This window comes from Kineococcus deserti (genome assembly GCF_050871945.1).
Taxonomy (GTDB): Bacteria; Actinomycetota; Actinomycetes; order Actinomycetales; family Kineococcaceae; genus Kineococcus.
Genome location: NZ_JBJLSI010000019.1, coordinates 1 through 26826 on the forward strand (window position 1 = coordinate 1; position 26826 = coordinate 26826).

Below are 26826 nucleotides of genomic sequence, written 5' to 3' on the forward strand. Positions count from 1 at the left end.
TGCACGGCCACTGGGTGCACGGCCACTGGGTGCACGGCCACTGGGTGCACGGCCACTGGGTGCACGGCCACTGGGTGCACGGCCACTGGGTGCACGGCCACTGGGTGCACGGCCACTGGGTGCACGGCCACTGGGTGCACGGTTTGAGCCCCGCGGTGGCGTGTGGAGCGATGGCGTCAACTGCGGGAGCAGTCATCCTTTCCCGGCTCATCAGGGCTAGAAATCGACCACCGTGGCGCAGTAGCGTCTATTCCTGCGGCTGACTGCCTCTCTCAAGTCTTGCTGCAGGCTTGGAGGAGACGGAGAGGAGGCAGCGATGGTGGACGCCTCGCTGTTGAAGAGCTGTTCTGATGAAGTTCCGCTGTTGGGCGTGACCCGCGAATTCGACTTCGGGCAGTTCATCGAGCTCTTCGATGCCACTGAAGACCCCAACCATCCCGACGTGCCCGCCGTGGCACGTGTAGTCATCCAACCGAATGCCCGACTTGCTGCGGCACGTGCAGGCGCCGCAGGGACAGGGGCAGGCGAGGGTGGCACGCGTCGGCGAGTCATGCCTGCGACGAACCCCACCCCGATGAGCGGCGCCCGGCAGCCATCACGATCCCGCCTGCCGTGGCGGCGGAAGGGCTCAGCGGCCGCTGTACCCTCACGCGCTGCCAGCGCCGCTGCGCTCCCGCTGGCGGACGCCGCTCCTTCGGGTGGACCACCCGGAGCTGGTGCTGCAGGACATGCGCCTGAAGTGCACCTATTCGACCTCATGCAACGCGGCGTTGCGGCCAAGCGCCCGACGATTGCAGCCGAAGTCACACCCGACCAGGTCAGGGGCAATAGCGTTGGCGTCGAGATAGCGGGCGCTCGCTACAGAGTTGACCTGGGCGCCACGGAGCAGCGCCGCCTGGGCATGGGCGCCGCCGTGGTGGGCTATGCGGCCGGGGACGGCGCATCCGTACCCGTGCAACTGTCGATCCAGCCACACGTCATCGAATTGGATGAGAATGCGATGGCGTCCCTCTTAGCGGGGGGAAACGTGAGGGGCAGTGATGGCACGGCACTACAACCGGTACTGACCAGCGCCGCGATCCAGGTCTTGCTGCAGGGTGGGCCCGTCCTGACCGGGGGAGTGCCCGACGTCGGAGACACCACCCCGATTCTCCTGCAGCCGACGCAGGTCGCACCGACGCCGCTGGCGACCACCTTCGACGTGTACGATCTCGCGACGTTCATCGCCAATCCATGGGTGCCGAGCGCAGACGGTGCGCGCATCCCGGTGCAGTTGGCGGCAGAACACATCACCGCGCTGCGCTTTGAGGGCCGCGCCAGCGTGCAAGTCGGTGAACGCACGGTCGACCTGGTGGTGCTGACGGATCACACCAGCGCAGACTTCGAGGAGTTCAACCAGCTCACCCGGATGGTTGAACCGCAAGACATCGTGCCGTTGAAACCTCCCGGCACGCGCTGGCCGGATCTGTCGAAGATCCTGTGGCGGTGGGAGCGGCCGTACATGGTCGTGGACGGCGACCTCGTTTTTCACCACGACACGACGCCGCAGAAGCCAGCGGAGGCACCATCGATGACGGATCAGGTGCAACCACGCCTACCTAGTGGTGACGGACTGCCCGTGGCGGTGTTCGTGCCGTGGCGGCAGGCGTGGACTCTGAAGGGATTCAGCCGCGGCACCTTGCTACAGACGATCGCGCTGGCACCGTCGGAGGAGGTGACCATGCAGGTGAACAGTTGGGAGCGGCGCAGTCGGACACTAGATCAGTCCTCCGAAACTGACATTGAGCAGCAAACAGCGGTCGAGCAGAGCAGCCGTGACACCGATGACGTCTTTAGGGAAATGGTCGCCAAGCACGATTTCGCCTGGCAGTTGAACGGTTCAGTGGACGCCTCTTACAGCCCCGGGGTGGCTTCCATCAAGGTGCACGCTGACGGCGGAGTTAGCGACACCAGCAGCATTCAGCAGACCGCTCGATCGAGCAGCCAAGACGTGCGCGAGTCGACAATCAAAGCCTCCAGCAGGGTCCGCACCCGCCGCGTCACCCATATCACTCAGACCATTGAATTGGGCCGTGAAGAACGTGTGACGCGGGTCATCCGCAACCCGAATCAGTGCCACACCCTCTCCCTTGATTTCTTCGAGACGCTCGCGCACTACGAGATCAGCCTACGATTCCTTAAAGATCACCTCCGGCTCGTCGTTCTGGTTCCCAACCCGGTGAAGATCAATGAGTTCACCTCCGAGCTTGTGCGCCGCAATGAGACGGCTCTGCGGAATGCGCTGCTAGAGCCCGCCCTCGCGGACGGATTCGATGCCTGCCGCCTCGTAGGTGCCTACGACGAAGCCCGCGCCATCATCAGCGCCCAAAAGGCCGAAGGCGCAAAAATCGACGAGCCTGACAACCAGCGCGACCACGCACCCCAGGACCCGATCAGCAACGCCGCCACGGCACAGGAAGCAGAGCTGCTACGCGTCCTCAAAGACATGGTGCAGGCGCTGCAAGACATCCGTGGCGGCGCCGGGATCAGTTTCGCCCTACGGGCCATCGCCGACCACAAACCGGTCACCGAAAATCAGCGCCGCGCGGCGCAGAAGTGGTTGTTCATCAACTTCTGCAGTGCCCGCTTTCCAGCGCTGCTGGCCGCGCTGGATGAACTCGCTAAGTCCGGCGCAGTCGACGTCGCCGCCGTGCAACGGCTGATGGCGGTGCTTCCACGGCCCGATGCGCCGACCAACCTTGGAAACCTTAACCAGATGTCCGATAAGGACAAAGAGGAGTGCTGTCTTGCCTCTAAGCTGCGCGAGGAACACCCGGCGGGTGTCCGGTTGTGGATGAAGTCCGAGTGGGATTGGGCTTGGTGGACCGGTCGGCTGCGGGAGGAGGGGCTGTACACCGCCAACGATGGAGGGCTGGCCTCAAACGCCGACGCGCTGGTGCGCGCATTCCAGGCGTGGGAGTCGAAGAAGGCCCAAGGTGAAGCCATGAAGGACGTGGAGGTCACCCGGACGCAGGCCGCCGCCAAGCAGGATCAGGCATCCACCGAGGACAAGCTGTCGATGGCGTTCCCGCTGGAAGACCTGGCCCGTGCCTACGAGCGGATGAAGGTACTCCTAGCGCATCTGACCGACCACAAGGATTTCTACAACTTCGCGCTGTTTCAGGCGTTCCCGCCCAGCGAGCAGGCCTTGCGCATCATCGAGGCTAGCAACGGCCGGCTCGAGGTCGGCTTCTTCGAGCCGCGCGCGGTCGCCACCAGCGGCTCTCGCCTCGTCATCCCACTGACCCCACTGGCCGGCTCCAAGGAACTCAAGGCGTTCGTCACAAGCCTGGCCGACGATCTCGAGGAGGCCTTCAACGACGCGCTGGCTACGCCCGACACGACAGTCGTTCCCACCCCCGGGGTGACCGTCTCCACCCGGCTGGGCCAATGCAGCGCCTGCGAGGACTTCGTGGAGAAGTCCCGAGTACACGAGCTGACCCGGATGAAGGCGCTGGCACGTCAAGAAGCTTTGGAAGCTGAGCGCAGGGCCAAGCTGATCGAGGCCGGTGACCTCAGCAACTTCGGCCTACAGCCGGCCACTGGCCTCACTGTCAAGGTCGAGCAGACCGGCGATAGCACCCCGCTGTGAGCGACAGCACGGCAGCTGGCCCTACTCCAGCCGGCGCTGCGCCCCGGCCGGTCATCGGCATGGCAGTCTTGATACCCGAGCAGGAGCTCCCCCCCGACAAAGCCGCCACCACGACGACCGACACCCCGGCAGGCGTCGGCCGCGCCGACCTTCGATCCATTATCGTCGATCCCTATCAGGGACTCATCGGGCAGCCACGGGCATGGATCGACGCGCGCTTCGACCCGAGCGACGCGCCCACAAGGCTTGACCTCCCTTATGACGACGCCGCTGCCCTGCATGAGCTGCTGGAGACCCTGTTCGTGCTCGATGGATGGGCATCGGTCGACCAGGTCGTGCAGGGAGCTGACCGTGCCTTGGCGTGGACGCTGCTGGCGATGTATCCCATTGGGCCACTCGCGTCCGCGCTGCCGGGTTCCCGCTCCGCCGGGGTGCACTACTCACCGGCACCGGCAGATCCACTAGCGGCCGCGCGGGCACTGGTGGCCGCGGTCGCCAAGGGCTGGCCGATGCCGGCGGTACTCCAGGCAGCCACCCTCATACAGAACACACCGAAGCTGTTCGATCAGGACCTTCCCCGCGTCGTCATCGACCTGCCCGGGATCGCACCGGAGCTGCCGTGGGTTGCCCGCGCGCAGGCGAACATCGTCTTGGCGTTGACGCAGGCACGCCGGCAGTTGGCTGACCGTGTGCGCCGGGCGGCGTGGCGGGTGGAGCGGGAAGCCACCCGCCAGTTGCGCACTTCGCTGACCGACGCATACGCCAGCCTCGTGCGGGAGACGCGACGGTACTTCCCTGTCCAGCTCGATGGGGCCGCCGCACTTCTAGCTTCCCCTGTGGACTTCCGGTCGATGCGAGTCACGGCCGCCTCCGCGGCCGGGCCGGAGGTTCTCGACGAGGCCCCGGCGGCGCTGCAGAGGGCGCTGAAGGAGCTGAAACCACTCGCTAGCAGGGTTGTCCTGCTCGAGGGCACCAGCGAAGGCACCCCTACCCCAGCGGCGATGGTGCGCGCCGCCCGAGCTAGGAGCCGGGCGGTACTGGCCCGTGAGGTCGGTCGGCGCGCCGACGCCTTTCCTGTCTTGCCACGACTCACCCCAGAACAAATCTGCCAAGGCGCCGACGCCTCCGCCGCCGTCCTCGGCGAAGTCGTCCTTCCTGTGTTGAGGCGCTGTTACACATCGAATCGTAAGATGCAGTCCAGAGCAGCGGGCTTCATCGGTGTAGCAGACGTGTACTCCACCGATCCGCGCCCCGAGCGTGCGCTCGCCGACAAGGTCGCCGGCGCCGGTACAGGGCACTCTGTGTGGGATTTTCCCAAGTACGTCCAACGGGGCACCGAGCGGGTGGCTAGTGCGCGTGACGTCTTCACCCGACGGGTGGTGGAGATGGTCGACGCCCAGCTGGCCACCTCCGATGCCCCGGCCGTCGCTGCTCTGACGCAGGCCGGCGCAGAAACCGCGGCCGTCGGTGCAGCGCAAGCGCTCGCCAGCACCACGATGGACCGCGCGATGCAGCGGGCCATGGGGCAAGCACTGGTCCTCGGCCTCGCCGAGCGCGCCGCCGTCAGCCTGTTACCGGTCATCAACATCGCCACGGCCACCTGGCACATCGCCACCGCCATCAGTGACTTCGGCAAGCAAAAGGACGAGTTCTACTGCACCCTCGATCCACGGGACGCCTTGATCGAGGCCGCTCCCTCTTTTAACGGCCTGATCTTGGACATCGCGACCGAGGCGGTGTTCGCACTGATATGACTTACCCCTGGACTAACCCACCAGCACCCGTCCGACGGGCCGGCACCGCCCGCGAAGCCGCCGAGGAGCTAGCCCGCCTGCGTAAGGTCACCGCAGCCGAAAGCGACTTCGACAACATTGTGATGGAGACAGAAGAGCGACTCGCCAGTAGTCACATCGCCCCCACTTTGTCTGAGGCAACCCAGCCTGCAGAAGCCCTGCAGCTACACCGCGTCATGCGCGGCATCGACAAGAAACTGGGGCCTGGGCACCACATGTTGCAGGTACTAGTCGCACGCCACCTTTCGCTGCGCGCCTCCATGCACCGGATGCAGCAGTACCTGACACTGGCAGAGAGCCGCGTCGGTGACGTTTCCCGAGCGCTCATCCTGACCCGCATGGATAAGGAACTCGCCGCATTCGCACAGGTACGCAAGTCCATCCTCGATGCGGCACCCGCCGAGGTCGAGGCCCTGAGCAAGGAGGTGAGCGCCTTGGTCGGCCCCAACGCCGGCACGCCGCCGCCGACGCTCAGCGCAGCGGAGCTGCGTGAGGAATGCGCACGCTCGCTGGATGAGGCCGAGCGACGCCTAGCCCAGCTACGGGCTGTTGCCGCTCGCGGCGTCAAGGCTAGAGCCCTTGAAGAGGCGGCGGCTCGTCACGGCCAGGAGCAGTTGCGCGCACTGGCGGCCGGACGTGTAGCGGGCCGTAGCGCCGAGCAGTCCTTCCGAGTCCGCGCCATCGCTCGGTTCGGGGACCCGGCGCAGCTTAGTGAGGAGTTCGCTCGCCGCCTCAAACAGCATCTGGGTAACAATCTGCCATTTTTAAGGGAAATCGAGGACACGGCAACCTTCTTCGCTGAAGCGCTCGGCGTTGCGGCATCAGCGAGAAAATCACAACTACTACGGCGCTATGTGGAGAATGGCTTACCGGTTGGCGCCGACGAACTCAAGGCCATCCGGGGATATCTGAGCAACCTGCGGGGCCTGCTGCCGGAAGAAGTAGCGGTCCGCATGCAGTTTATGGAAGGAATATTCTTCAAGCGGGCGTTCGAGGCGATGGAAGCATTTCCTCCCCAGTTGCGCGGTCAGCTTACTGTGGAGACGGTGAATGGCCCGCTCTGGGTGGATGTCGGGCGAGGCGCCAAACGGCAGTTCGGCGACGGCTGTCTGCTCCTGAGCGGACCAGAGGGCCAATCCGCGATCATCGGCCTCGGTGAGTTTAAGGCGGGCTTCGATGACGATCTGCTTGAGCAACTGTTCGTGCGTTCCGACGGACGCGCCGTCACCTCGGCGGTCTCGTTCGACGCAGCAGATGGCTCGAAACAGTCGCGCAAGCTCACCCGCGTCTTCACCTTCGCAGGCCATGAGTCAGTTCAGATTACAGAGGCGCCGCTATACATTTATGGCCGTCCCGGTGGTGAATCTGCGGAGACGGCAAAGGCGTTCGAGAAAATGGTGGAGAATGAGATGTCATCAGGGCGTGAAATGTGGAAATTGCAGTTGCCGTTTACGATGCAGCAGAACGCAGAATTCGCCGATGTCGCCCTTAAGGAGGCGGTGCGCACCCTGCGCAAGCACACAAGCTGGGCCCGGTAGATCGAGACAGCCGGCTCTCACCCTCATCAACAGCGACAAGCGGATGCCACGCCTGCCCGGTGAGCGCTCCCGAGACCGTGCCTCATGTGGTGAGCTTCTTGTAGCAAGTGAGGGTGTCGGCCGGGGTGAGGAGAGCGGCGTACAGACTAGGCCGGCGATCGTAGCGCGGCGCCAAGCGGCGGTAGCCGGAGAGCCAGGACAGGGAGCGCTCGACGACCCAGCGGTGCCGACCCAAGCGCTGGCTGGTGTCGACGCCACGTCGGGCGATGCGCGGGATAATGCCGCGCAGGCGCAGCCAGGTCCGCAGGTGCGGGTAGTCGAAGCCCTTGTCGGCGTGCAGCCTGGCTGGACGGCGGCGGCGTGGCCCGCGCCGGGAGCGGATGGCTGGTAGAGCGCGCACGATCGGTTGCAGCGCCAGGCTGTCGTAGGTGTTGCCCGCCGAGATGGCCACGACCAGTGGTAGGCCTGCAGCATCGGTCAGGATGTGCTGCTTCGAGCCTGCCTTACCTCTGTCAGTAGGGTTCGGGCCGGTCAGCGCGCCCCTTTTTTCGCGCGGCCACTGGCGGAGTCGAGGACGACGCGGGAGAAGTCGATCGCGCTTTCAGCGCCGAGGCGGTCGAGTACCGCCCGGTGCGGGTGAGTCCCCTGGAGTGGTGTAACTCGGCCCCAGCCGCCTGGACCGTCCGGCGTGTCCAGGACGCGGGTGAGGGCCACCGCGTGAAGCTCTGCGAGTACCCGCCAAGGAACTCGTAGATGGAGACCACACGATGCCCTCGAGGCCCAGTCGAGTCTGCCCTGTCCGCCCTCACCGACGCACTCACCACCGCCGACGACGGCCACCTGATGCGCCGGATCCTACAAGGAGCCCTGCAAGCCCTCGTCGATGCCGAGGCCGAGCACCACATCGGCGCCGGCGTCCACGAACGCTCAGCGACCCGCACGACTCACCGCAACGGCACCCGCGACCGCCTGGTCGCCACCACGTCCGGGGACCTGCACGTGAAGATCCCCAAGACCCGCACCGGCTCGTTCTTCCCGACCCTGCGCCCCCGCGCCGGCGCATCGACCGGGCCCTGCACGCGGTCGTCATGGAGGCCTACGTGCACGGCGTGTCCACCCGCAAGGTCGACGACCTGGTCGAGGCCCTCGGCGTCGACTCCGGGATGTCCAAGTCCGAGGCCTCACGGATTTGCGCCGACCTGGACACCGAGGTCGCCGCGTTCCGGATCCGCCCACTGGATACTCAGGCCACGCCCTACGTGTTCTTGGACGCGACGTATTGCAAGGCCCGCATCCGCGGCCGCGTCGTGTCCCAGGCCGTCGTGATCGCCACCGGCGTCACCGCCGATGGACATCGTGAGGTGTTGGGCTGCAACGTCGATGATGCCGAGACGCTGGATTTCTGGAAGACCTTCTTGGGCTCGCTGCGCGACCGCGGCCTGCACGGGGGTCCAGCTGGTCATCTCCGACCAGCACCGCGGGCTCGTCTCGGCGATCGAGCAGACGATGGCCGGCGCGAGCTGGCAAAGATGTCGGGTCCACTTCATGCGCAACGTGCTGGCCAAGGTCGCCAAGGGTCAGTCCGACGCGGTGGCGGCGATGGTCCGCACCATCTTCGTCCAACCCTCGGCCGTCGCTGTCGGCGAGCAGGTCCGGGTCGTCGCCGACAGCCTACGGGCCAAGTTCCCGACCGTCGCCGAGATGCTCGATGAGGCCGGACCGGACGTCACCGCGTTCGCGACCTTCCCCGAGGTGCACTGGCGCAAGATCTGGTCGACGAACCCGCTGGAGCGATTGAACCGGGAGGTCAAGCGCCGCACTGATGTCGTCGGCATCTTCCCCAACGCTCAGGCCCTGCTGCGGCTGGCCGGTTGCGTCCTGATCGAAGCGCACGATGAGTGGCAGTCCGGGGAACGACGCTACCTGTCGGAGTCCTCGATGGCCCTGTTGACCCCACCGGAACCGACCGTTCTGCCGACGCCCGCGCTGCGCGCGGACGCCGGCACCAGCGGCGCACTCGACATGACCACCGCGCTCACGGCATAGTCCAATCCGCAGCGCATCACGCGCAGAGTTACACCACTCCCGGGGACGTCATCTGCGGCCAAGGGTCGCCTCACGCCCGCGACAGGGCCCCTTCTGCCTTCGGCAGCGAACTTCGTGGTCTTTACCTGTCACGACCAAGCGCTTACCCGGCACCTGCTGCAGGCGCAGGGGGAACGAGTGACGGTGTGATGGACACGTCCTCCCCCGATACGCAGTCATGCGGGGAAAGGGGACACGGCATGGAGCCGGACAGGATCGCCAAACTCTCAACCACCAGCACGGCACCCCACACCGAGGTGAGCAGCAAGTCAGGTCAGTCTTGGACACCGCCCCCAGGCCGATGCGCGGCAGCCGGAACCGGCGGCCTCCCACGGGAGTGGACGCGCCTGACGAAACTCGCCGCTCGACTGTCCACGACAGGACTCGTTGAGCGCGAACGCACTCACGTGTGCGACCGGCTGCGAGGACTGGCCGAGGAGCTCGCGACGTCCTCACCACAACGTGCGGCGGTGCGCGCGGCCCTGGTCTCACTGGCCTGGCCCAAGGCTGCTGACCTACCTGAGAGCGACGCGGAAAGCGACGCCACGAATGAAGCCGATGCACCGCGTGGAGCGTGCTCCCCACTCAGCCGGGAGATCCACCTCCTGATCGACGACCTGCATGCCCAGCTACGCCTGCACCGACGCGCACGCGCCGAACACGCTGCCGCGCAACGTATTCTCGATGCCCGCACACGACTGCTGAACCAGGCACTGATGCTGACCCTGGCCTCGGTGCTGATGGCGCTCGCGGTAGCGCTGACGTTGATGCCGCCCAGCTGGTGGACGCCGGCGGTGCTGCCGGCAGCAGTACTCGTGGCCTACGCCATCTACGGCCGCACCGGCATCATGCCTGCCCTGGTGCAGTACGTGGTGCAGCGCTGGAACCGACGGCATCCGGCGCGCCCCAGCGAACTGCAGATCCAGCGGGCCGGTCGGCACCTGACCTCCGCGTCGGACCTGAGGACGGACCGGGTGACGAGCCGGTGGCCAGCGTGAGCGTCACCGTCAGCGTCCTGACTGCGGCGCAACGACCTCGGCGTCGTCCGCCTCGCCACACCGTAACCCTGTGGGAGTAGCGGCCGTTACTCTGCGCGTGCAACACTCACCCTGAGCATTCGACGTCGAACTCCGCCGGACACCGGAACAACGACGCAGGCGTGACCACTACGAGGTCCAACCAGGGCCCGCATCGAGTACCTGCGGGGAAGGCAAGCATCGTGACGGTCCCCACCACCCGCCGCACCCGCGGCTCTTCCCCAGCCAACTCCGCAGCCAACTCCGCGGCTAACTCAGCGGCCAACTCAGCACCCAACGCCGCAGGCGGCGCGAACTCCCGTCCTGCCGCGCCCGGCGCTGGCCGCGCCGTCCCGGCGCCACGGGTGCCGACGCCGGTGCGCGGACGCCGCCGCCCCACCCTCATCGTTGCTGGTGCCCTGCTGATGATCCTGCCCGCCTTGGGCGCTGCCTGGTTCGTCAACACCAGCAGCGAGGCCCACCCGGTGCTGGTGATGGCGCACACCGTCGGGGCCGGTGAAGTCATCGAGCGCGACGACCTCACCACGACCGCATTGCCCGATGACAGTGCCTTGCCCACCCTGGCCGCCACTGCCGCCGACGGCGTCATCGGTCAGCGCGCGGCCACCGACCTGCCTTACGGGGCGGTGCTGAACGAGGCCTCCACCGTCGCCGAGGTCACCCCGGCCGCCGACCGCGCCGTCGTGGGAGTGCTGCTGACCCCCGCTCAAATGCCGGAGAACACCTTGCGCGCCGGTGACACCGTCCGCCTGGTCGACGTTCCCAGCAACGAGGCCGACCTGAGCCAGCAGACTCCGGCCAGCACCGAGGGCATCGTCGTCTCGGTCGGCGCCGCCGACGCCAACGGCTCGGTCGTCATCAACGTCGACATCGACGCCGCCGGGGCCCCGCTGCTGGCCGCGCACGCCGCCATCGGCCGTGTCGCGCTCATCCTCGACTCCCGGGAACGCTGATGGCCACCATCGCCCTGGTCAGCGCCAAAGGCGCCCCCGGCGTGACCACCACCGCTTTGGCCCTCACCTTGACCTGGCCTCGGCACGCACTGCTGGCCGAGTGCGACCCTTCGGCCGGCAACGCCATCCTTGCCGGCTACGGCCAGCATCTGAGCGAGGTCAGCCAGGGACTGATCGGCCTGGCCCTGGCCGAACGCCACGGTCAGTGGAGTGAGGCCAGCGTCTGGTCGCAGACCATGCCGCTGACCGAGAACCATCACCTGCTGCCCGGCCTGAGCGATGCCACCCAGGCCGCCAGTTTGAACCCGTTGTGGTCACGGCTGGCCACCGCGTTCACCGCCCTGGAACGCGGCGGCGTCGACGTCATCATCGACGCCGGCCGGCTGGGCACCACCCACGCTCCACTGCCGCTGCTACGCCAAGCCGACGTCGTCCTGCTGCTGACCCGCAGCAACCTGCCGGCCATCGCCGGCGCCCACGCACGCCTGAACTCCCTGCGCGCGGACCTGACCGAGCACGGCACCGGGCCTGAAGGGTTGGCGCTGTTGGTGGTGGGGGAGGGGCAGCCGTACTCCGCCCGGGAGATCTCCGCCAGCCTGCACGTCCCGGTCGCTGCCACCGTGGCCTGGGATCCGCTGGCCGCCGACGTCTACGCCGTGGGTGCCGCACCGCACCGCCGGCATGAGAACTCCTCGCTGCTGCGCAGCGTGCGCGCCGGCCACGACCCGCTGCAGCAGCTGCTGACCCAGCGGGCTCAGCAGCTGCGGCCCACCGCCACCCGCCAAGCCGTCACCAACCCCCGCGCCAACGCCAGCGCCAACCCCACCGAAGCCCCGCCCGCGCGAAGGCCGCGCCCGGGTGAGACCTCGCGCAGCCAGGTGGAGGACGCCCGTGCTTGACGACGACACCAACACCACCGGCGGCAGCAACACGGGTAGCAACACCGGCGCTGGTGCCTCGCACCGTCCCCTCACCGACGCCCTGCAACGTCTCGCCACTCCCACCTGCCGCAGGACGCGAGCACCGCAGACCGGGCAGCCGAGCCCCGTCGTTGCGAGCGTGGTGACCGCCGAGGCGGACCCGGCCTTCATCGGTGCGGGCGTCAACCCCACGGTGACCGTTCCAGTGCCCACGTCCCAGCCCATCCCGACGGCTCCCGCTGCCTCGACACCGAGGGCGGCGCTCCCGCGGCCGGCGGGCACCGGGCCGGCACCGGCGGCCGGCCAAGCCACCCACCGCACCAGTGACAGCGGCGGTGGCTGGGACGGTGACCGGGACGCTGACAAGGCAGGCACGGAGGCCATCGACGCCTTCACCGACTCCCTGGACTGGGGCCTGATCCGCGCGCTACGCCAGGAATCGGCGCGGCGCCTGACCGAGGAACTCGAGCGCCGCCCCGGCCTGACACCACAGGCGCAGGAAGAAGTCGGCCGCGCCGTCATCGCCCAGGTGCTGCACCTGCACGCCGACAGCGCGATCGGCACCGGCGACGACGCCTTCACCCCCGCCCAGGAACGCAAGGTCGCCAAGGCCCTGTTCGACCAGCTCTACCGAGCCGGCCGGCTGCAGCCGCTGCTGGACATCCCCCGGGTGGAGAACATCCGCATCCAGGGCCACGACAACGTCCACGTGCAGATCGCCGGCGGCGACTGGCAACCGGCACCGCCGGTGGCCGAGTCCGACCAGGAGCTGGTCGAAACACTGCAATTCCTGGCCACCCGCAGCGGGCACACCGAGCGCGCCTTCACCTCCTCCGACCCGCACCTGCACATGCCGTTGCCCGGTGGCGCCCGGCTGGCGGCAGCGAACTGGATCTCCCCACGGCCGGTGGCCACCATCCGCATCCACCGTCACACCGACGTCGACCTGCAGGACCTGGTCGACCTGGCGATGATGGATGAGGCACTCGCGCAGTTCCTGCGCGCCTGCGTCCGGGCCGGCAAGAGCATCATCATCTCCGGCGCCCAGTCCGCCGGGAAAACCACCGTTCTGCGCTCGCTGGCCAACGAGCTGTCACCCTTCGAGTCGATCGCCACGATCGAGACCGAGTACGAGCTGTTCTTGCACGAGTATCCCGAACGGCATCGGCTGGTTTTGCCGCTGGAGGCGCGGCCGGGGTCGGGGGAGCGGCGGGCGGATGGCTCGCGTGCGGGGGAGGTGACGCTGACCGATCACCTGGAAAGCTCGCTGCGTCACTCCCTGAGCCGCATCATCGTGGGGGAGTGCCGCGGCCCGGAGGTGGGGCCGATGCTGCAGGCGATGCAGGCCGGCGCCGGGGCGATGTCGACGGTGCATGCCGTGAACGCCGCCGGTGCGGTGCAGCGGCTGGTGACGCAGTTGACCTCCTACATGGCCAATGCGAACCCGAGTTTCGCGCTGCTGCAGATCGCCTCGAGCATCGACGTGATCGTGCAGCTGCGCACGATGCGCACCGCCAGCGGTGGCCGCTACCGCTACGTCTCTGAGGTCATCGAGCTGGACGGGCTGGCCGATGGGGCCAGTGGGCGGGCCAACACCACTCAGGTCTTCGAGCCCGGACCGGATCTGCGGGCGGTGCCGGCGCATGCACCGTCGTGGCTGGCGGATCTGGAGGCTGAGGGGTTCGACAGGAGCTGGCTGACCCCGGGGGTCGGGTACTGGCCCGATCTGGATGGCCTCCTGGGCCGGGGCTCGCCCGACCAGCCGACTCAGCAGCTCATCGGCCAGTTCAGTGACCGGCCCACTGACCGGCCTACTGCCCCTTTCGAGGGTCAGCCCACTGACCAGGTATCCAGCCTCGAGCTGGGAACCCCCGGCAACAACGATGGGACCGGCGGAAGTAGCGCGAGCCTGGAGGACCTTCAAGACCTCGAGGGCCCGCTCAGCGGGAGCTGGCCACGCGCTCGCGCAGGCAGGCGGTGACCGCGATGAGCGGGGTGACCGGGGTGAGCGGTGGCCCGCTGGCCGCCGCGACCGCCGGCATCGCAGGCGCCGCCTTCGGCCTGGGGGTCCTGGCGTTGGTACTGGGACTGCGCCGGACCGAGCCCACTGCTGCGGCGACGAGAACGGCCCAGCGCCGACGCTTGAGCCGGCACCGGCTGCGTCATCTGCTCAGCACCGCCCTCACCAACCCCGCCCGGATGCGCGTCCTGGGCGCCGGCGTAGCGGCGGTGGCGGGGGCGCTGGTGTGGCTGTTCACCGGCTGGGTCATCGCAATCGTCGTCCTTCCCGGCGCGGCCCTGGTCCTGCCGGCCCTGCTGGGCAGATTCGTCCAGGGCGATGTCATCGACAAGCTCGAGGCGCTGGATGAGTGGACCCGGAACCTGGCCGCCCTGCTGGGCGTGGGCGGTATCGGGCTGGAGCAGGCGATCACCGCCTCGCGCGGGTCGTGCCCGAAGGCGATCGCACCGCAGGTGGCGCTGCTGGTGGCCCGGCTGGCGGCGCGAACGCCCACCGAGACCGCGCTGCGGGAGTTCGCCGACGACATCGACGACTCCACCGGCGACCTCATCGCCAGCGCCCTCATCCTGGCCTCACTGCGCCGCAGCGAAGGCGTCGTCATGGTCCTGGAAGGCCTGGCCCAAACGGTCGGCGATGAGGTGCGGATGCGCCGGGAGATCGAAGCCGACCGCGCCAAGCCACGCACCACAGCCCGGCTGCTGACGCTGCTGTCAGTGGGTGTGCTGGCGGTGCTCTCGCTGAACGGGACCTACCTGGAGCCCTACAAGCAGGGGCTGGGGCAGGTGCTGCTGCTGGCGTTGCTGAGCGCCTACGCCGGATGCCTGTTCTGGCTGCAGCGGATGTCCCGGACGCGGCGCACACCGCGGTTCCTGTCCACCGCCTACTCCACCGTTACCACCAGCAGCGGCAGCACCTCGCCGATCGTCTCCGGCGGCAGCGCCACGATGGAGGTGACCCGATGACTCCACTGGTCGTTCTCCTGGGCGCCCTTGCGGGGCTGGGCCTGATCCTGCTCCTCCGCGAGTTCATCCCCCAGCAAGCCCGCCTGTCCGACGCCCTGCAGCGCCTGGACACCACCCCAGCCCTGACCGGGCGCCCACGCCCGAACCCCGGCGCCGACGACGGCCCGCAGGTGAAGCTGGGTCACTGGCTTGAGCGGCGGCTCCCGGCGCGCCTGCGCGGGCAGATGCTCGGCCCGGACCTGGCGCTGCTGCAGCGCTCCAGCGCCCACTTCCTGGGGGAGAAGGCCTTGACCGCGCTGGTCGGGCTGATGTGCCCGATCGTGCTGACCCTGACGCTGTCGCTGATGAACACCGCCCTGGGCAGCACCCTGTCCCTGCCGTTCGTCGTGCCGGCCGCGGCCGCACTGGCCCTGGCCGCGATCGGGTTCATGCTCCCCGATGCCCAGCTGAAGCAGCGCGCCGCCGTGGCGCGCGCGGAGTTCTCCCGGGCCGTGGGCGCCTACATCGAGCTGGTCGCCCTGGAACGTCGCGCCTCCTCCGGAACGACGCAGGCGCTGGAGCGGGCCGCAGAACTCAGCGACTCCTGGGTGTTCCGGCGTATCCGCGAAGAACTACGCCTGGCACGCATCTCCGGTGTCCCGGCCTGGGACAACCTGAAGGACTTCTCCAGCGAGATCGCCGTCAGCGAACTGGCCGACCTGGCCGACATCATGCGCCTGGCCGGCACCCAGAACGCGGCCATCGCCGACAACCTGCACGCCCGCTCGCGCAGCTTGCGCAACGCGCTGCTGAACCGCGAGAAGGCCCTGGCCAACGCCGACTCCGAGCGCGCCGTGCTGCCGGTCGCTGCCCTGGGCCTCATCTTCGTCACCCTGCTCGCCGTCCCCGCGGCGCTACAGATCATCGGCTGAACCCACAACCGACCCCACCGTGAACTCCCCGACCCGCCCCGGAAGGAACGCCATGAACCCCCAGCCCTCCCTCAACACCGGCAGCGCGAGCGCCGACGTTGCGAGCGCCGACGTTGCGAGCGCCGACGTTGCGAGCGCCGAAGCCACGGCGTTGGCCGCCACCGACGGCAGTGCAGTCACCAGCGGCGACGCCGGTACGCCGGCAGGTTTCCGGACGTCGTGGCGGCGACAGCCGGGGATGCTGGCCGGCTACCTGATGGCCACGGCCCTGGCTTTCGTGTGGGCGATGACCGGTAAGCGCACCACCTCGCCCACCGCCGCAGATGATGAGGCCGACCGTGAGGCGGGTCTGACGACGCTGGAGATCGCGGTCATCGCCTTGGGGTTGTTCGTGATCGCCGGTGCTCTGGTCGCGGCGGTCACCGCCGCCGTCAACAGCCGCACCGCCCAGATCAACTGACCCACCTGCGTGCTCATGTCGACTTCGTCCTGGCTGACTGGGCTGCTGCAGCTGCTCGAGCAGCCCGAGCGCGGTGCGCGTCGGCGCTTACCGTCGGCGGGTGCCGGCGCCGGCCTGCCCTGCGCCGGTGTGCCCGGGACGGCATCCGGTGGGCCGGTCGCGACTCCGGCCGTCGCTTCTAATGCCGTGCAGGGTGCGGGGGAGGAGTCCGCGGAGTCCTCGGCCGTGCGGAGGGACACAGGCGATGAGGGGATGGTCAGCCTGGAACTGGCCGTGCTGATGAGCGCGGTGCTGTTCATCGCCTTCGCCCTCATCCAAGGGGCCTTCTGGTACCACGCCCGCACCGTCGCCCTGGGCGCTGCCCAGGAGGCCCTGCGGGTCGAACGCTACGACGGCTCCCGCGGGACAGGGGCCCAGGTGGCGACCGACTTCATCAACCGCCTCGGGGGAGAGGACGTGCTGCGCGCGCCGGTGGTCAGCGTGGCGCGCAGTCCGGTGCAGGTCACGGTGACCGTCACCGGCCGCTCGGTCGCTCTGGTGCCGGGGGTGGCGATCTCCGTCAGCCAGAGCGCCGCCGGTCCCGTCGAGCGGTTCACCACCTCCTGACCTCCACCAGCCCCACGCTTCACAACGCAGGACCACAGCAGCACCCGGAAGGGATCCGGCCGGCCATGACGCGCACCACCCAGCAGCAGGCACCGCGGGCCGACGCCGCGCGCGCCGGCTCTCGCGCGTCCGCCGAGCAGGGGTCAGCCACACTGGAACTGGCCGTCATCGCCGTCGGCCTGCTGATGCTGTTCGGCCTGCTGGCCGCGGTTGGGCGCATCGCCCAAGCTCAGAACGCCGTCGAGGAGGCCGCCGCCAACGCCGCCCGGCAGGCCTCCCTGGCCCGCACCGGCAACGCCGCCCAGTCAGCCGCGACCACCAGCGCGCTGACCACCCTGCGCCAGCAGGGCCTGCAGTGCGCCGACCTGCGGGTCCAGGTGGACACCAGCGCCTTCGGCACCCGGGTGGGAACGGCCGCGAACGTCAGCGCCACCATCACCTGCCCGCTCGCGCTCGCGGACCTGGCCCTGCCCGGGATGCCCGGCGAGAAGGTCGTCACGGCTTCCTGGGTTTCCCCGCTCGACACGATCAGGGAGCGCTGACCGTATGCGCCGCATCATGTCTCAGCCCATTCGCAGCGGCGGCCGCATCGATGCGGTCCCGCCCGGCGAACGCGGCAACACCCGCGATAACAACTCCGACGGTGAGCGGGGGTCGCTATCCCTGTTCTTCGCCGTCATCGCCGCCTGCCTGCTGATGGTCATCGGCCTGACCTACGACGGCGCCTCCAAGGTCCGCGCCACCCAACGCGCCGACCTGGCCGCCGCCGAAGCAGCCCGAGCAGCCGGCCAGCAACTGGCCATCGGCCCCAGCGTCACCGGCGGCAACACCACCGCCCGGCTGGACCCAGCCGCCGCGGCCCAAGCCGCGAACCGCTACCTGGCCACCGCCGGCATCACCGGATCAGCCACCACCACCGGCAACACCGTCACCGTGACGACCAGCGTGCCGTGGAAACCGACCCTGCTGTCCATGTTCGGCGTCGGCCCGCAAACCATCGAAGGCCACGCCAGCGCCCAGGCCGTCAGCGGCCTGACCGAGGGGGAACGATGAACGAACTGCACCCGGCCCCCACCCCCACCACGGCCCCGACCCCGCGGTCGGTGGCCCTGGCCCGCGCGGCAGCCACCGCCGCCGGCACGCTGATCCTGCTGGTCGGCACCCCGATCGCGCTGACCATCTTCATCGGCAACCCCCTACCCAGCCACGTGTCCTGGCAGGCAGTCGCACTCCTGGCCACCCGACCCGACACCAGCGGTGAACTGTTCCTGCGCACCCTGGCGATCGCCGGGTGGATCGCCTGGGCCACCCTGGTCATCTCCGTCATCCTCGAGGTCATCGCCCGCGCCTCGCGCCGGCCCGTCCCGCACCTGGGCCGCGCGTTCAGCCTGCAGCAGCAGGTCGCCGCCGGACTCATCGGCGCGCTGGCCGTCCTGTTCCTGTCACCGGCGAGTCTGGCCACCGCCGCCGTCCCCGCCCCGTCGCCGGTGTCCGGGACGGCGCTCGCCGCGAGCGCCCTCGCCCAGGAACCCAGTGCGAGCACCGAGCGGGCAGCCGGACCCACCACCGAAGCAGCAGGCCACGCTGGAGGCCAGCAGGAGGTGGGCGGCCCTGACCCCGCCGCACCGACCGCGCCGGTCGAGGCTGCGGCGTACACCGTGCAGGCCGGCGACAGCCTGTGGTCGATCGCCGAGGCTCACCTCGGCGACGGCAACCGGTACGACGAAATCGCCGCGCTGAACACCGGCGTCGTGCAGGCCGACGGCCACCACCTGGACGAGGGGCACTGGCTGCGCCCGGGTTGGGTCCTGCAGCTACCCGCCGGCGCCCACCCCGCACCGCAGACCACCAACCCTGCTGACGACACTACCGACGCCGGTGCCGCTGGCGCGGTGGACGGTCACGTCGTCGCGGCGGGGGAGAGCATCTGGTCCATCGCCGACACAGCCGCCGGCCCGGACGCCTCCACCCAACAGGTCGCCGACCTGGCCCAGCGCATCGCCGATGAGTCCCGCGACATCACCCAGCCCAGCGGCCACCGCCTGCACGACCCAGACCTCATCCAGCCCGGCTGGCACCTGGACGGCCTCACGCCCGCGAGCGCCGGCCCCACTCCTCAAGCGCCCGCCGCAGAGACCGCGCCCACGCCGCAGACCGTCACCCCGCCACCGGCGGAGCAGGCCGCGCCAGTCCCCGCACCGGAAGCAGCTGCGCCCACCGCCTCGCAGGCGGCACCGCCCGAGGCAGCCCCGGCTGTACCGTCCGCGACGCCCTCCGCTACTCCGTCGATGACCCCGTCGATGACCCCGTCGGTCACCTCATCGACGACGCCGTCAGCCGCCACGCCCCAGCCCAACACGGCCAGCACCAGCGACGAGGCCGACGACGAAGCCACCTGGCCCCTGCGCACCGTCGGCGGAATCGGCGCCCTCCTGGCCGCCGGCCTCCTGGGCCTGCTCGCCGCCCGCCGCGCCCGCCAGCAACGCCGCCGCCTACCCGGCCAGCGCATCGCCATGCCCCACCTGGACGATGAGATCACCGAACTCGAACTGCGCGCCGTGGAAAACCCCCGCGCCCTCGAACGCGTCAACACCGCCCTGCGCGGCCTGGCCCTGTGGCTGCACCAGAACAACCAGCCCCTACCCGCCCTCACCTTCGCCCGCCTGGCCGCCGACCGCTTCCAACTCCACCTGGACGAACCCACCCACCTGCCCCACCCCTGGATCGCCACCACCGACCCCACCATCTGGGCCCTGACCTGCGACCCCGACGACCCCCACCCCATCGACACCCCGGCGCTCGCCGACGGCACCGTCCCCAACGCCGGGCAACTCGCCGAGGTCCCCGCGCCTTACCCGAGCCTGACCGTCATCGGCCAAGACCTCGAAGGCACCCACATCCTGCTCGACCTCGAGCAGCTCATCGCCCTGAGCATCACCGGCGACGCGAACCGCAGTGAGCAGGTCCTGCGGGCGCTGGCGATCGAGCTGGCCGCGAGTGTGTGGGCCGATGACCTGCGGGTCACGCTGGTGGGCTGCTGCCCTGAACTCCCCGAAGCGTTGGGGTCCCTGCGCATCCGGCACCTACCCGACGTCGAGGAACTCCTGCGCGACCTTGAAGGGCACATCCGCTCGACCAACGCAGCACTGCAGCAGCAGGGCCTGGAGGACGTGCAGCAGGCCCGAGTGCAGCACCAAGCCACCGACGTCACCGCACCGGAGATCGTGCTGCTCGCGCAGCCTGTCAGCGACGGCCAGCGCGATCGTCTGGATGCGGTCTTAAACGACCACCCGCGGCTGGGACTGGCCGCGGTCACCACCGGCGCCGTCGACCTGGACAGCTGGACCTTGTCCCTGGATGAGCAGCCCACCGATGGGGAGGTCACCGCAACCCTGCAGGAACTGTCCCTGCGAGTGATCCCTCAGCGGGTCGACGATCAGGAGTACGCCAGCATCCTGCGGATGCTGCACGCGACCGGTCAGCCCGCCGCCGACGTGCACCGTGAGCAGATGCCGGCCGAGCAGCACCCGGACGCCCTGCCCTCCCCGGCGCTACTTGTGCACAACGTCATCGACCTGCGCGACGAGCCCACCGACCTGGGCACCGACCTCAACATCAGCGCCGCCGAGGATGCCGACGACGTCGAGGTCGCGGTCCTGGAAGACCAGGAGGATGAACGCGGCGACGAGCCGGTAGTCGATGAGTTCACCGATGACCGGGGCACCGAGAAGGTCGACGAGCTAGTCGAGGTCGATGGCCCCACAGCCGGCAGCTCCGGCCGTGAAGACGCTGAGACCTCGGGCCATGCTGAGGAAGCAGTGGGGGAGGGGACCTCCGCAACGGACGGCGGCCTCATGGAGGCGGACCCCGTCAAGGAGACCCTCACCGGTGAGAGCGCGGGCCCCCACGCCCTTCAGGACAACGCCACCGACGCGGCCGAGGCGACCGTCACCCGCCTGCACCCCCCACTGCTGCGCGTCCTGGGCACCGTCGACGTCATCAACGCCCACGGCGAGGAACCCGCCGAACGCGGCCGCGTCGCCCGCGGCCTGGAACTGGCCATCCTCATCGCCTTCTTCCCCGGCCTGGACCACCGCGGCATCGACGACAAGCTGTCCCCGAACAAGCCACTGACCACCAGCACCCGCAACCGCTACAGCTGGGCCATCCGCAAACTGCTGGGAACCGACGAGAACGGCGACAACTTCGTCCCCAACTTCAACGAGATCCCCGGCTTCCGCTACACCCTGCACCCCGCCGTCCGCACCGACTGGCAACTCTTCCAAGACCTGGTCGCCCAAGGCTCGACCGCCTCCGTGCTCAAGGCCCTGCGCATGGTCCGTGGCGCCCCCTTCAGCGGCATCGACCCCCGCCGCTATGTCTGGGCCCAAGGCCTGCAGCAAGAGATCGTCAGCACCATCGTCGATGTCGCCTACACCCTGGCCACCCGCGCCCTGAACGCCGGCCAACCGGGCCTTGCCCGCGAAGCCGCCGCCCTGGGCCGCCTGGCCGAACCCGGCTCACAGGTCCTATGGCGCGCCACCCTGCGCGCCGACCACATGCTCCGCGACCACCAAGCCCTGACCGAGCACGCCGACCGCGTCAGCGAAACCAACGACGACGACCTAGAGCCAGAGACCACGCAACTGCTGCGCGACCTCCTCCAAGGCCCGCTGCTACCCGCCAGCGCCCAATGAGAGGACACAACGCAATGGACACATCCACCCACAGTGACCACACTCAAGGGCACCCGCCCGAGGAGCACCACACCATGGCACCGCGCAGCGACACCGACGACCGCAACACGGCACCCGACGGCGCCGTGAACCGCTCGGGCCGACGCGGCCTCATCTGGGCTGTCGCTGTCCTGGCCGTCCTCGTCATCGCCGGCGTCTCCTTCGTCCTCCTCCGCGGCGGGGGAGGGGACCCGGCACCGACGCCCACAACCGCGGCGACGATCGATGACGCGGCCCGGCAGGCCGCCATCGATGAATCTTGGGCGAGCACTCAGCGGTATGGCGAGCTGAGCGACCAGGCGTTCCAGGCGGCGAGCGTCGATGGGATCGACCTGCAGTCGGTGGCTTGGCCCGCTGTAGTGGACGACATCACCCGCTTCGCGGAAAGCCTGAAACGTCAAGGGCAGCACCAGACTGGCGTTAATAGCCAAACGCTGATCTCTAGTGACTTCGCTCCCTCGTCCGATCCTGCGAACGCAGGCGACGTGGCGTACGGGACAGTGACCTTGCAGGTCTGCGTCGACGCAAGCGGAAGCGACCTCGTCGACGACACGACCGGGGAGAGCGTTCAGGTTCCGCCGCCTGGGCAGGAAGAAGTCTCACCGCGGGGCATCAGCACGATCACCGCGGAACGCAACGGCGGCGTCTGGAAGGTCCGCAGTGAGGCCGTCGACTACGAGACGGGTTGCTGATGTCCAGGCGGTGGCTTCTCACCGCCTCGTCGTTGTTCATGTTGGGCGGGTTCGTGCTGGCTCCGACAAGCCAGGCCGCCACGGTGGCTGAGGACAACGGCGAGCGCGGATCGGTCAGCTGTGGGCGACGGACTTGCAACATCGAGGTACGCACGCCCGGAAGCAGTGGCGTCCCAGGCGCCGGTCGTCGTGGAACCGGCTCGCCTCACCGCGGCGGCAGCACCGCGCCGGTCACACCGGTGGTGAACAGACCTGCACCGAGCCCGGACGAACCCACCGACGACCCACGCTTCCTGCCTGGGGGACGCTGCTACCAGCAGGCCATCTGCTTCGCCCTGCCCGGCGAACCGCCCATCACCGTTGAAGTCGTCGACCCCGATGCCCTCGCCCAGCAAGCGGTGTCGCAGCTGGACATCGCACCGCCGGACATCCAGATGGTTCCCGACCTCGCACCCGGTGGTTTCGGCTTCATCGGGCTCCCCGTGTGGCTGTGGACCCCGCAGCCGCAGTGGGAGCCGATCAGCGCCAGTGCCAGCGCTGGCGGCCTGACCGTCACCGCCACCGCGCAGCTGTCCAGCGTCGACTACGACATGGGCGACGGGACCACCCTGCACTGCACCACCCCCGGTGAGCCCTACCAGGAGTCCTACGGCGACCGGGACTCACCCACCTGCGGCCACCGCTACCAGCAGACCTCCGTCCACGAACCGGGCATGGCCTACACCGTGACCGCCACCGCCGCCTACGACGTCACCTGGACCGGAGCAGCCACCGGCGCGACCACGCTCACCGACGACGCCACCACCCAGCTGCCCATGGGCGAACGCCAAGTCCTCATCACCAGCTGATGCCCACCCTCCACGCGGCACTCGCAGACCCGTCCACCGTGCTCACCAGTTGCTGGCTCCCGTACTGGGCCGCGAGCAGACCGGGTGAAGGCTGCTGTCGTCTGCACGGGAGCTCCGAGCTGCGGGTGAGCTACTGCGGCGTCGACCGCGACACCGCGCGTCGAAGGACCGCCTTCCACTCACTGCGGGTATCTGCATGGGTATCCCCACAGGTAGCCACTCCGGTAGGCCTAGCGAGAAGGACCGGAACCCGGTGAGCACCCTCGCCATCACCCTCGCTGCCCTTACCGCCGCAGCCGGCGCATGGATCGCCTCCACCCTCGTCGACCACCGCTCCACTACCCCCACCACCCGACGCGGCCCCCAACGCCACGCCCTCGGTGCCCTAGCCGCCGCCAGCGCCGCCGCCAGCGCCGCCGCCAGCGCCGCCGCCAGCGCCGCCGCCAGCGCCGCCGCCCTCACCGGCCCCACCCCGGCAGCCATCCCGTACCTCTACCTCGCCATCGCCGGCGTCGCCCTCGCCCGCATCGACACCTACGAACTGCGACTACCCGACCGCCTCGTCCTGCCGGCCTACCCGCTCACCGCTGCCTGCTTCACCGCAGCCGCCGCGCTGGGCGGGCACTGGGCCCAGCTCCTGCACGCCGTCCTTGGGGGAGTGGCCCTCTTCGGCTTCTACCGCCTCCTGCACCACACCCGCCCCCGCCAGATGGGCCGCGGCGACGTCAAGCTCGCCGGCATCCTCGGCGCCCACCTCGCCTGGCTCAGCTGGGGCACCTGGTACTTCGGCGCCGCCGCCGCCTTCGCCCTCTTCATCCTCACCACCATCGCCACGCGACGCGGCCGCGGCCGCCGCGCCACCTGGACCTCAACCAGAGCCTTCGGCCCCCACATGCTCACCGGCGCCGCCCTCACCCTCTGCGCCACGGCACTCACCACCTAACGAGCGCAGCCAACTCCGCGGCGCTCGCGAGCGCCGGGGACTGCTGGGAGTGCTGTCGTGGTGGGGCGGTGGTGCGGGACGGTGTGTCACAGGTGGGTGCTGTGCGTCTACCTGTCTGTAGACGTGAGAGGTCTTCGTACGTCGATGCCCGAGCTCACTGGCGCTTGGACGCCAGGAGCTGTGGGCCCGCGCTTGATCAAAAAGTTGGGCGTGTCGCGTGTTGGATCCTGGTTACTGAATCAGGAATGCGGTAGGACAGGGTCATGCCTGAACGCAGGAAGCCTGGACCGAAGCCGCGAGGCGTTCGCGGGGCCATCGCTACACGGGTGCCGTTGGAGCACAAGGCTCACTACGAGCGGTGCGCGGCGGAGCGGAACATGCCCGTGTCTGACTACCTGGCGCTGTTGCTGGCCGAAGCCCACGGCCTGCCGGTGCCGGAGTACATCCGTGTCCCCGATCCGCAGGCGCCGATGCAGCAGGAGCTACGCATCAGCGCCTAGCAAGCTGAAGGCCGCCCGGCGGTCTCGGCACATAAGTCCATATACAGACGACGGCGGCCTCGCCGGTCGGGAGTTGCCCTCTCCCGTACTGACCGACTCCGCCGCCGTCTCGCTCCGCCCACCTACCACGATGACCTGGAGCTAGTCATGAGCGTAGTCGCTCCTGCGCGTCTTTGTGCACCCCAAGACGCTGAACACGCCCAAAGAGATGTCAGAAATGTCACCTCGGCTACACCCCCTGTCACTCCAGGCACACTGAGCGCATCCGTTCAGCCGCTGGCCGCCGAAGCTCCAGTGCTGGCCGACAAGATCAACGCTCCGGCCGACGAGCCCGCGACCTCGCAGCCCGACGCGCTCATGGACAGCCTGGCCAGCACACTGGACCAGATCGCGCGGCTGAAGCAGCGCCGCGAGACGCTTAAGCAAGCCCAACGTGATGCGGAAGCTCAGCTGGTTCACCGCGTCGGCGTCGCCCACCGCCGCGGCGATCTGAGCGAGCAGGACCTAGTCGACCTGTACTACTCGCTGCGCGAGGCCTCCCAGCGTGAGCCTGGCTTCGCCACACGCTGGGATGAAGCCGTCGACCTCGACTCCCGCACGATCGCCCGGGCGCGTCAGTTCAACTCTCTACCCAACGGCCCCGATGGCTCCTGGCAAGGAGACAACCCACTGCCAGCGGGCGCGTCGGCGCCCCGTACCGGCGTTGCCGTGGTCTATGTGCTGTTCGATGACGACGGCTCTCCCTGCTACGTCGGCTCGTCGATGCAGTTCCGCAGCCGGCTGACATGGCACCGGAAGAGGAAGTCCTTCCGCTACTGGGCGGCGTACCCCTGTGCTGACCGAGAAGACGCTTACGTCCGCGAGGAGCGGATGCTGCGCGAGGTGCTGCCCCGGTTGAACAAGAAGGCAAGCCGATGAGCGCGGGGACCGTCGTCGCGGACCACCACGGGGGAGACGTCTGATGGCCGTCATCCGTGGTCCTCTACCGACCGACAACTTCACGATGGTGTCCAACGACTGGGCGCGTGACGTCGACCTGACTTACAAGGCCAAAGGCATCCTGCTGGCGATCGCCTCCCACGCCGAGGGCTACCGCCTGACCCTCCAACAGCTGGTCGCGCAAGGCAAGGACGGTCGCGACGCGGTCAAGGCTGGGCTGCGCGAACTCGTCGACGAGGGCTACATGCGTGTCATCCAGAACCGCGGCGAGAACGGTCAGATGGGTGAGGTCGACTACATCCTGACCGGGAAGCTGTCCGCTGACGACGCCGGTGTGGTCCCGGCTGGCACGGAGTCGGCCCGCTCGCGGCAGCGTCGTACCAGGTCAGCGCCGGTGACGGATAATCCGCCTTCGGTCGATGTGGCGCAAAAGCGTAGGTCAGAGCCGGTGGCGGAAAATCCGTCACCGGTGGCTGCGAGTGAAGATGCGCAAGACCGCAGGTCAGAGCCGGTGGCGGATTTTCCGTCACCGGGTAGCCCGTCAACGGAAAGCCCACCCCTAAGAAGAACAAGATCTAAGAAGACGAACACCTACGTCACGTCTACGTCGGCACGTGACGTGACGGTCTCTGTGGATAACTCGGAAGGGCGGCGAGCTCCGTCCGCCAGTCAGCGACCGGTGGCTACCGTCCCGGACGCTGTCCGTCACTCGGGGTTGGAGAGCGAGGACGGCAACGACGTTGACCTCGACGAGGTCGAGCGAACGTTGCTGCACTTGCCGGATCGACTCCGGCCCAGCCCCAGCGAGGCGAGACGCCTGCGCGGACTCATCGAGCAGCGGATGCGCCGAGGTTGGGCGAGGGAGGACATCGTGCACGCGGTCGAACGTCGCCTGCGGCCTGGTGGCACGCTGGACAACCCGTGTGGCCTGTTCGCCAAAGTGCTTGTACCGCTTGAGGAAGCCCCACGGCGCGTTCAGGAGTCGCAACCTCGACGGCACCTCACCGTGGCGAAACCCTGGTGCGGAAGCTGCGACGAGGAGACCCGCTACCCACGCGACGAGAATGGGTTTCCCGACATGACGCTGCCGAAGTGCCCCGACTGCAAGCACCTCGAGTTCGCACACCACATGGAACGCGGCGCGTCGTGACGCTGGACCGGATGCGCGGCGCCAACCACTCCACCGGGACCGATACGGGCTTGGGGAAGCGGCTCCCTCGCCGGTACTGGGCGGAGTTGACCTCCTCCCGCC

At 68.8% G+C, this 26826-nt stretch carries 20 protein-coding genes and 2 pseudogenes; 21 read left to right on the forward strand and 1 reads right to left on the reverse strand.

Annotation, left to right across the window (positions count from 1 at the left end):
• Positions 1 to 316: 316 nt before the first annotated feature.
• From ACRYR2_RS14925 to ACRYR2_RS14935, 3 genes are read left to right on the forward strand one after another with little or no spacing between them, the layout of a single operon-like run.
• Entirely contained in the window at positions 317 to 3631 is a 3315-nt protein-coding gene (locus ACRYR2_RS14925) for a hypothetical protein (RefSeq protein WP_432563673.1), read from the forward strand.
• On the forward strand, positions 3628 to 5385 hold the full coding sequence (locus ACRYR2_RS14930; protein ID WP_432563674.1) for a hypothetical protein: 1758 nt from the start codon (positions 3628 to 3630) through the stop codon (positions 5383 to 5385). The genes ACRYR2_RS14925 and ACRYR2_RS14930 overlap by 4 nt, the downstream gene beginning before the upstream one ends.
• Complete coding sequence (locus ACRYR2_RS14935; protein ID WP_432563675.1) at positions 5382 to 6962, forward strand: hypothetical protein; 1581 nt, start codon at positions 5382 to 5384, stop codon at positions 6960 to 6962. The genes ACRYR2_RS14930 and ACRYR2_RS14935 overlap by 4 nt, the downstream gene beginning before the upstream one ends.
• Before the next feature lie 82 nt (positions 6963 to 7044).
• Here ACRYR2_RS14935 and ACRYR2_RS14940 read toward each other — a convergent pair.
• Positions 7045 to 7595, reverse strand: a pseudogene (locus ACRYR2_RS14940) (IS5 family transposase); the annotation flags it as partial.
• Positions 7596 to 7715: 120 nt separating this feature from the next.
• Between ACRYR2_RS14940 and ACRYR2_RS14945 the strand changes: the two are divergent.
• The 18 genes and pseudogenes from ACRYR2_RS14945 (at position 7716) to ACRYR2_RS15030 (ending at position 26724) form a co-directional block, all read left to right on the forward strand.
• Positions 7716 to 9008: pseudogene (locus tag ACRYR2_RS14945) on the forward strand (IS256 family transposase).
• Between the two features lie 509 nt (positions 9009 to 9517).
• Positions 9518 to 10045, forward strand: a complete 528-nt coding sequence (locus ACRYR2_RS14950) for a hypothetical protein (protein ID WP_432563676.1) — start codon at positions 9518 to 9520, stop codon at positions 10043 to 10045.
• A 443-nt stretch (positions 10046 to 10488) separates the two neighbouring features.
• Positions 10489 to 11037, forward strand: coding sequence for an SAF domain-containing protein (locus tag ACRYR2_RS14955; protein ID WP_432563677.1), 549 nt, complete (start codon positions 10489 to 10491; stop codon positions 11035 to 11037).
• Positions 11037 to 11936 (forward strand): hypothetical protein, encoded by a 900-nt coding sequence (locus ACRYR2_RS14960; RefSeq protein WP_432563678.1) that lies wholly within the window; start codon positions 11037 to 11039, stop codon positions 11934 to 11936. Before ACRYR2_RS14955 ends, ACRYR2_RS14960 begins: the two co-directional genes overlap by 1 nt.
• Positions 11929 to 13938: a CpaF family protein gene (locus ACRYR2_RS14965; protein ID WP_432563679.1), complete on the forward strand. Its 2010-nt coding sequence runs from the start codon at positions 11929 to 11931 to the stop codon at positions 13936 to 13938. Before ACRYR2_RS14960 ends, ACRYR2_RS14965 begins: the two co-directional genes overlap by 8 nt.
• A 5-nt stretch (positions 13939 to 13943) precedes the next feature.
• Entirely contained in the window at positions 13944 to 14939 is a 996-nt protein-coding gene (locus ACRYR2_RS14970; RefSeq protein ID WP_432563680.1) for a type II secretion system F family protein, read from the forward strand.
• Positions 14936 to 15850 carry a type II secretion system F family protein gene (locus ACRYR2_RS14975; protein WP_432563681.1) on the forward strand — a complete coding sequence of 305 codons (915 nt, stop codon included), beginning with the start codon at positions 14936 to 14938 and terminating at the stop codon, positions 15848 to 15850. The genes ACRYR2_RS14970 and ACRYR2_RS14975 overlap by 4 nt, the downstream gene beginning before the upstream one ends.
• A 52-nt stretch (positions 15851 to 15902) precedes the next feature.
• Positions 15903 to 16310: a hypothetical protein gene (locus ACRYR2_RS14980; RefSeq protein ID WP_432563682.1), complete on the forward strand. Its 408-nt coding sequence runs from the start codon at positions 15903 to 15905 to the stop codon at positions 16308 to 16310.
• Between the two features lie 225 nt (positions 16311 to 16535).
• Entirely contained in the window at positions 16536 to 16916 is a 381-nt protein-coding gene (locus tag ACRYR2_RS14985; protein WP_432563683.1) for a TadE family protein, read from the forward strand.
• A 65-nt stretch (positions 16917 to 16981) separates the two neighbouring features.
• Positions 16982 to 17458 (forward strand): TadE/TadG family type IV pilus assembly protein, encoded by a 477-nt coding sequence (locus ACRYR2_RS14990; RefSeq protein ID WP_432563684.1) that lies wholly within the window; start codon positions 16982 to 16984, stop codon positions 17456 to 17458.
• A gap of 16 nt (positions 17459 to 17474) precedes the next feature.
• Positions 17475 to 17969, forward strand: a complete 495-nt coding sequence (locus ACRYR2_RS14995) for a TadE/TadG family type IV pilus assembly protein (protein ID WP_432563685.1) — start codon at positions 17475 to 17477, stop codon at positions 17967 to 17969.
• Positions 17966 to 21613 (forward strand): LysM peptidoglycan-binding domain-containing protein, encoded by a 3648-nt coding sequence (locus tag ACRYR2_RS15000; protein ID WP_432563686.1) that lies wholly within the window; start codon positions 17966 to 17968, stop codon positions 21611 to 21613. Before ACRYR2_RS14995 ends, ACRYR2_RS15000 begins: the two co-directional genes overlap by 4 nt.
• A 14-nt stretch (positions 21614 to 21627) precedes the next feature.
• Entirely contained in the window at positions 21628 to 22344 is a 717-nt protein-coding gene (locus ACRYR2_RS15005; RefSeq protein WP_432563687.1) for a hypothetical protein, read from the forward strand.
• 242 nt (positions 22345 to 22586) lie between these two features.
• Positions 22587 to 23192, forward strand: a complete 606-nt coding sequence (locus ACRYR2_RS15010) for an ATP/GTP-binding protein (RefSeq protein ID WP_432563688.1) — start codon at positions 22587 to 22589, stop codon at positions 23190 to 23192.
• A 253-nt stretch (positions 23193 to 23445) separates the two neighbouring features.
• Complete coding sequence (locus ACRYR2_RS15015; protein WP_432563689.1) at positions 23446 to 24135, forward strand: prepilin peptidase; 690 nt, start codon at positions 23446 to 23448, stop codon at positions 24133 to 24135.
• Between the two features lie 377 nt (positions 24136 to 24512).
• Positions 24513 to 24635 (forward strand): hypothetical protein, encoded by a 123-nt coding sequence (locus tag ACRYR2_RS15020; protein WP_432563690.1) that lies wholly within the window; start codon positions 24513 to 24515, stop codon positions 24633 to 24635.
• Positions 24636 to 24929: 294 nt separating this feature from the next.
• Positions 24930 to 25553, forward strand: a complete 624-nt coding sequence (locus ACRYR2_RS15025) for a GIY-YIG nuclease family protein (RefSeq protein WP_432563691.1) — start codon at positions 24930 to 24932, stop codon at positions 25551 to 25553.
• A 43-nt stretch (positions 25554 to 25596) separates the two neighbouring features.
• A complete protein-coding gene (locus tag ACRYR2_RS15030; protein ID WP_432563692.1) occupies positions 25597 to 26724 on the forward strand; it encodes a hypothetical protein in 1128 nt (375 codons plus the stop codon).
• Positions 26725 to 26826: the final 102 nt, after the last annotated feature.

Coding starts and splice junctions, on each gene's coding strand:
- ACRYR2_RS14925 (WP_432563673.1), top strand. CDS start 317: ATGGTGGACGCCTCGCTGTTGAAGAGCTGTTCTGATGAAGTTCCGCTG.
- ACRYR2_RS14935 (WP_432563675.1), top strand. CDS start 5,382: ATGACTTACCCCTGGACTAACCCACCAGCACCCGTCCGACGGGCCGGC.
- ACRYR2_RS14955 (WP_432563677.1), top strand. CDS start 10,489: ATGATCCTGCCCGCCTTGGGCGCTGCCTGGTTCGTCAACACCAGCAGC.
- ACRYR2_RS14960 (WP_432563678.1), top strand. CDS start 11,037: ATGGCCACCATCGCCCTGGTCAGCGCCAAAGGCGCCCCCGGCGTGACC.
- ACRYR2_RS14970 (WP_432563680.1), top strand. CDS start 13,944: ATGAGCGGGGTGACCGGGGTGAGCGGTGGCCCGCTGGCCGCCGCGACC.
- ACRYR2_RS14975 (WP_432563681.1), top strand. CDS start 14,936: ATGACTCCACTGGTCGTTCTCCTGGGCGCCCTTGCGGGGCTGGGCCTG.
- ACRYR2_RS14980 (WP_432563682.1), top strand. CDS start 15,903: ATGAACCCCCAGCCCTCCCTCAACACCGGCAGCGCGAGCGCCGACGTT.
- ACRYR2_RS14990 (WP_432563684.1), top strand. CDS start 16,982: ATGACGCGCACCACCCAGCAGCAGGCACCGCGGGCCGACGCCGCGCGC.
- ACRYR2_RS14995 (WP_432563685.1), top strand. CDS start 17,475: ATGTCTCAGCCCATTCGCAGCGGCGGCCGCATCGATGCGGTCCCGCCC.
- ACRYR2_RS15000 (WP_432563686.1), top strand. CDS start 17,966: ATGAACGAACTGCACCCGGCCCCCACCCCCACCACGGCCCCGACCCCG.
- ACRYR2_RS15005 (WP_432563687.1), top strand. CDS start 21,628: ATGGACACATCCACCCACAGTGACCACACTCAAGGGCACCCGCCCGAG.
- ACRYR2_RS15020 (WP_432563690.1), top strand. CDS start 24,513: ATGCCCGTGTCTGACTACCTGGCGCTGTTGCTGGCCGAAGCCCACGGC.
- ACRYR2_RS15030 (WP_432563692.1), top strand. CDS start 25,597: ATGGCCGTCATCCGTGGTCCTCTACCGACCGACAACTTCACGATGGTG.